This is a genomic window from Oscillibacter sp. CU971 (genome assembly GCF_905219725.1).
Classification (GTDB): Bacteria; Bacillota; Clostridia; order Oscillospirales; family Oscillospiraceae; genus Oscillibacter.
Map to the genome: position 1 here is coordinate 1 of NZ_CAJMXG010000189.1, position 5,800 is coordinate 5,800.

General features: G+C 63.0%; 4 protein-coding genes. 1 reads left to right on the forward strand and 3 read right to left on the reverse strand.

All coding sequences use genetic code 11. The features are described 5' to 3' along the window. Positions 1-146: 146 nt before the first annotated feature. The 3 genes from JX325_RS11925 to JX325_RS11935 all read right to left on the reverse strand — a co-directional run bounded on the left by JX325_RS11925 (position 147) and on the right by JX325_RS11935 (position 4,624). Entirely contained in the window at positions 147-1,319 is a 1,173-nt protein-coding gene (locus JX325_RS11925) for a glycosyltransferase family 4 protein (protein WP_204791337.1), read from the reverse strand. 550 nt (positions 1,320-1,869) lie between these two features. Then, a complete protein-coding gene (locus JX325_RS11930; RefSeq protein ID WP_204791338.1) occupies positions 1,870-3,864 on the reverse strand; it encodes an FtsX-like permease family protein in 1,995 nt (664 codons plus the stop codon). Then, the gene (locus JX325_RS11935; protein ID WP_204791339.1) at positions 3,857-4,624 is read right to left on the reverse strand and encodes an ABC transporter ATP-binding protein; all 768 of its coding nucleotides are present in this window, start codon (positions 4,622-4,624) and stop codon (positions 3,857-3,859) included. The genes JX325_RS11930 and JX325_RS11935 overlap by 8 nt, the downstream gene beginning before the upstream one ends. Before the next feature lie 255 nt (positions 4,625-4,879). Here JX325_RS11935 and JX325_RS11940 point away from each other — a divergent pair. Continuing rightward, positions 4,880-5,800 (forward strand): VCBS repeat-containing protein (locus tag JX325_RS11940; RefSeq protein WP_204791340.1); only part of this gene is annotated, 921 nt, incomplete at its 3' end.

Consider the following 5,800-nt stretch of genomic DNA (forward strand, 5'->3'; position numbering starts at 1 on the left):
CCATTTCGCCACCAGCTCCTGGAGCTTTTCCTGGGAGGTCAAGACCCCCGTCCGCCAGCCCCAGACCGCCACCGCCACGCAGATGGCGAAGCCGATGAGGGACGCCGCCTGAAGGGCCCGCTTTTCAATGGGAACGCTCTGCTGTTTCATGCCGGTATCCTCCGTAACGAGCCGCGCTCGATCTGCTCTAAGTAAATGGACTCTACCCGCTCCGCGAAGCGCTGGGCGGAGTACTCCTCCCCCGTCTCCCGGGCGGCCCGGCACAGGGCCTCCCGCCGCTGGGGATGGGCCAGGAACTCCTCCAGCCGCTGGCGGAACTCCGCCTCGCCGTGGTACTGCCAGCCGTTCTCCCCGTCCCGGACCACGCCCAGCAGGCAGGGGTCCGCCCGGCAGAGCACCGGCACGCCTGCCGCCAGGGCCTCGGCATAAGTGAGGCCCTGAGTCTCGCTGGTGGAGGCGCTGACGAACAGGTCCCCCAATTGATACCAGTCCGCCACCTGCTCCGCCGGGACCATCCCGGCAAACACCACATCCGGGGCGGCCAGGCCCAGGCTCTGGGCCACGCCCTCCAGGCGCTTGCGGTCCGGCCCGTCGCCAACCAGAAGCAACGTCACGCCCCCCGGGCCCATGTTGGCCCGGAAGCGCAGAAGCTCATCCACCCGCTTCTCCTCGGCAAGCCGCCCCACAAAGACCAGCACGGTCCTCTCCCGGGGAATGTCCAGGCTGGCCCGGAGCACCGCGCCCCGCAGGGGGTCCGGCTCATCCCGGAAGCGCCGCAGGTCGATGCCGGAGGGCACCACGAAGATGGGCTTCTCCACGCCGTAGCCCTGAAGCAGCAGCCGCACCTTCCCCGTGGGGGCGATGAGACAGTCCGTGTGGGAGGCGGCCCAGCGGGTGAAGNCGGCGGCGGCCTTCTNCCCNAAGCGGACGTTGGGGGAAAAATAGTGGGTGTAGTCCTCGTACACCGTGTGATAGGTGTGGACCAGGGGAATGTCCAGCTCCTCGGCGATGCGCCGGGCCAGGAAGAAGGTGGAGAATTCGCACTGGGAATGGACCACGTCGGGGCCCCACTCCACGATCTCCCGGACCCACTTCCCCGCCAGGGCCGTCCGCAGCCGGGCGCCGGGATAAATCAGCCCCGCCGCCACGGAGCCCAGGCAGGTCACGCCGTCCTTCCGGCAGGAATGACGGTTCTGGGAGAGAGTCAGCACCCGGACCTCGTGGCCCCGGGCCTCCAGTTCACGGCGGAGATTCTTNACCGAGGTGACCACGCCGTTCACCGCGGGAAGGTACCAGTCGGNTGTAATCAGAATTTTCATGTCAGACCTCGCTTCTCATGTCTCAAGTATATTACGGGACAGCCGGGGGGAATTCTTCAAAGGCTTTGAAAAAATTTCCCTCCTGTGTTATTGTACTATCGTATTAGCAATAATAATACAGTTAGTACAGCTTGTCAAGCCCCCCATGAAAAACTTTTTATAGCAAGCCCCAGAAAGAATGACGGCAAAGGAGGCGGATACAGGCGATACAGCACAAGGATGACGGCGCAGGCGGGCTGACGCCCGTCAAGGAGGAAGACGCCGGGATGTGCCGCCTCTATCTGCCGAACTGCCGCCGGTTTTTTTAAGGATTGCTATAGAAGGGGGCCCAAGCGTCTTGTTCGTAAGCATACACCACAAACCGGCGGGAGGCGTTACAAAAAAGGTACAATTTTGTAACTCTTCGTTATTTTTCCCGGGCTCCGCGTCTGTAAGCACTGTAACAAAAGAATCTGTCCAGAGTCTTTCTGAAATCTAACGGTTTCGACAGATTAAAACCAGGCCCCGCCGGAGGGCTTATCCTGACCGGCGGGGTCTGAAAAGAGAGGGCTCAGCTGTTTGCGNCCACCAGGCGGCTGTAGNCCCGGGCCGTCCAGGCGAAGACCAGGGCGTAGATCAGGCAGAACACCGCCAGGGTTCCCGCCGTGCAGAGGACGAAGAGCTTCCCGTCGTGGAGGTTGNACAGCTCCAACATTCTGGAGAGCATGGGGAAGGCCATGANCACATGGAGCGCCGCCGCCCCCAGGGGCAGAAAGAACACCAGCAGAATCTGGCTGTGAATGGAGGCGTTGATCTCCTTTTCGCTCATGCCCACCTGGCGGAGGATTAAAAAGCGGCGCTGGTCCTCGCAGCCCNCGGAGATCTGCTTATAGTAGATGATAAGGACGGTAGCCAGCAGGAAGAGGAGCCCCAGGAAGACCCCCAGGAACAGGAACCCGCCGTACATGGCGTAGAACTCCTGGGCATTGTCCTGCTTGCTGGNGAAGCTCACGCCGCCGTCCCGCTTGCTCAGCTCGAACACAAGCCGCTCCGTCTGGGCCAGCTTTTCCTCATAATCCTCCCCCGCCAGATTCATCTGAACCCGGAACTGCCGGGCGCTGCGGGAGGTATCCAGGTCCATGAGCGCCTCCGCCGTCTCCCGGTCCGCCACCACCAGGAACAGCGACGATTCCTCAGAGCCCNGCAGCTTGTTGGTCGCGTGGCGGATGACCTCCGTGATTTCCTCCCGGACGTGGAAGGACAGGCCCGCCTCGCCAAAGTTCGCGGAGACGGTGAAGTCCGACGGGAAATCCGCCGGGCCCTTCGAACAGGCCAGCACCTCGTCCGGAGCCAGAATGACGTTCTTTCCGGTGAGGCGGCTGTAGTCCTCCGCCGTCACCACCTCCACCTCCGCCCGCAGGCAGTTTTGATCCAAGTTTAGGGAAATCTCACTGCCCCGAACGCCGCAGTAGACCCAATAGCGGGTGTAGTACCGGGAATCGGTAAAGCCCCCGGAGGCGTTGGCGGCAGCCTCCACCTCCCGCAAGCGGTCCATGGGGTCCCCCGGCTGGTTTTCCAGGTCCTGGAGGAATTCGATGTCATAAGGGTACATCTCATTCAGGGAGTTCTCCAGGCCGATGTTCATGGCGATGGTGGTGGAGACCGTCACCAGCACCATGGTGGAGAGGATGCAGATGCTGGCCAGGCCCACGGCGTTCTGCTTCATCCGGTAGAGAAGGCCGGAGACGGCGGTGAAATGCCGGGTCTGGTAGTAAAATTTCGGGTTGGCCCGGAGGCGCTTTAAAATGGCGATGGACCCGGCGGTGAACAGACAGTACGTGCCAATGATGACCAGGAACACCGCCCCGAAAAAGAACAGCATGGCCTCAATGGGGTTCTGGGTGGCGATGGCGATGAAGTATCCGCCTCCCAGGGTCAGCACCCCCAGGATAACCAGCAGCCATTTCGTTTTCGGCTCCCGCTCCCCGGCGGAGGCGCTGTGGAGCAGGTCCACCGGCTTGGCCCGGCTGACGCTCCAAAGATTTCGCGCAAGGGTGAACAGGAACAGCGCGCCGAAGAGCGCCGCGGTTTCCCAAATGCCCCGGGTGGAAATTTCCATGCCGAACTGGGCGGGGACGCGGGCCAGCTTTAAAAGGAGCAGGATGACCGCCTTGGAAAACNGGATGCCCAGGAGAAGGCCCCCCGCCAGGGTGACGGCGGCGCAGAACACGGTCTCCCAGAAGCACATCCGGGCGATGTGCCTCTTTTCCAGCCCTAAGATGTTGTAGAGCCCCAGCTCCCGCTGGCGGCGCTTCATGACAAAGCTGTTGGCGTAGAGCAGGATTACCGCCGCCAGGCCCGCCGCCACGAAGCAGCCCACCCCGGCGAAGCTCTTGAGGTACATGGCCCCCCGGACACTGTCCAGCCCCTCGTTATAGGCCAGAAACAGCAAAATGTAGTACATAGCCGCCGTCACCACGCAGGAGAGGAGGTAGGGGCCGTAAAACCGCCCGTTTCTGGCCAGATTCACCAGGGCCAGGCGGGGGAAGAAGCCGGACTTACGCACGGGGCTCACCGCCTTGCGTCAGCACCGTCAGGGTGTCGGAGATCTTGGCGAACTGGGCCTCGGCGCTCTGGGTCCCCCGGTAGAGCTGGTGGTAGACCTGCCCGTCCCGGAGGAAGAGCACCCGCCCGGCGTGGCTGGCGGCCTTGACGGAGTGGGTGACCATGAGGATGGTCTGGCCCCCTTTGTTAATTTCTCCGAAGAGCTCCAGCAGGTTGTCGGCGGCCCGGGAGTCCAGCGCCCCGGTGGGCTCGTCGGCCAGGACGATCTGGGGGTCCGTGATGAGGGCCCGGGCCACGGCGCAGCGCTGCTTCTGCCCGCCGGAAACCTCGTAGGGGTACTTGGGCAGAATACCGGCGATGCCCAGCTGCTCCGCGATGGGCTGGATTTTCTTTTTCATGTCCCGGTAGTCCTTCCCCGCCAGGACCAGGGGCAGGAAGATGTTGTCCTGAAGGGAGAAGGTGTCCAGGAGGTTGAAGTCCTGGAACACGAAGCCCAGGTGGGAGCGGCGGAAAGCCGCCAGGTCCCGCTCCCGGATGTCGGAGAGGGCCTTTCCATTGAGGAAGACCTCCCCGGCGGTGGGGCGGTCCAGGGCCGCCAGGATATTTAATAAGGTGGTCTTGCCGGAGCCGGACTCGCCCATGATGGCCACGTACTCCCCGGACTCCACGGAGAAATTCACATCCGCCAGGGCGGTGACCTGATTGCCGCCGAAGCGGGTGGTGTAAATTTTTTGCAGGTGCTGTACTTCCAGTAAAGGCATATCGGATTCCTCCTCTTGGGTGATGGCCTTATTGTAACAGGCTTGGGGCCGGGATGCCATGGATTTGCCTTACAGTNTTGGGTGCGTGTCTTACAATTTTGTAAGATACGGGCCGGACGGGANAAAATNNGGGGCAAAATCAAGTTAAGAAACACTACCCAAACGGGGAAAAACGTGGTATGATAGGATATTAGAGTTTTCAGGTCCCTGCCAAGGGACTTCAAATCCGCTTCAAGCGGCAAGGGAGGCGGCGGAATGGCAAAAAAAATACGGGNCNTGGCGGCGGCGCTGCTGCTGTCNTTGTCCCTGGGCGGCTGCGGCGGGTTCAACTTCGAGTTCAACCCCGAGGAGCTTTACGCCCTGCCGGAGCTGCCCGGCAAGTACACGGAGCTGAACGCCCGGCTCAACGCCATTTTGGAGGACGGCGCCGAGTACGCCGCCCCCACGTCCGGGGCCAACATCCAGCCCGTGCAGCTGACGGACCTGGACGGCGACGGGCAGCAGGAGGCCGTCGCCTTCTTCCGCAAGGCGGAGGACGAAAAGCCCTTGAAAATCTATATCTTCTCTGCCAAGGAGGACAGCTATGAGCAGTCCGCCGTCATCGAGGGCAGCGGCGCGTCCGTCTACAGCGTGGTCTACACGGACCTGGACGGAGACGGGCGGACAGAGATCATCGTGGGCTGGCGGGTCAACGCCGAGCTCCAGGCCCTCTCGGTTTACGCCCTGGACGCCGCCGGGCCCCAGGAGCTGCTGCGCAGCGTCAGCTATGTCCGCTACGCCAGCATCGACCTGGACGGCGACGGCCTCCGGGAGCTGGTGGTCCTCCACGCCGACGAGGAGGGGGACGGCGTGGCCGACTGCTACGACTGGCGGAAGGGGGCCCTGGCGTCCCAGTCCCCGGCCCGCATCTCCGTCACCATGGCGGAGCTGAGCCAGCAGGGCCGCCTGACCACCGGGACCTTGAAGGGCGGCACGCCGGCCCTCTTTGTCACCGGGGTGACGGAACAATCCGGCGCGGTCACCGACATCCTGGCCCTGCGGAACGGGGAGCTGACCAACATCGTCCTTTCCGAGGCCACCGGGGTCTCCGGGGAGATTGCCCCCTTCTACGGCCTCTATCCCATGGACATCAACGGCGACGGCTGGACGGAGGTCCCCGCCCCCTCCTCCTCCGTC

Coding starts and splice junctions, on each gene's coding strand:
- JX325_RS11935 (WP_204791339.1), bottom strand. CDS start 4,624: ATGCCTTTACTGGAAGTACAGCACCTGCAAAAAATTTACACCACCCGC.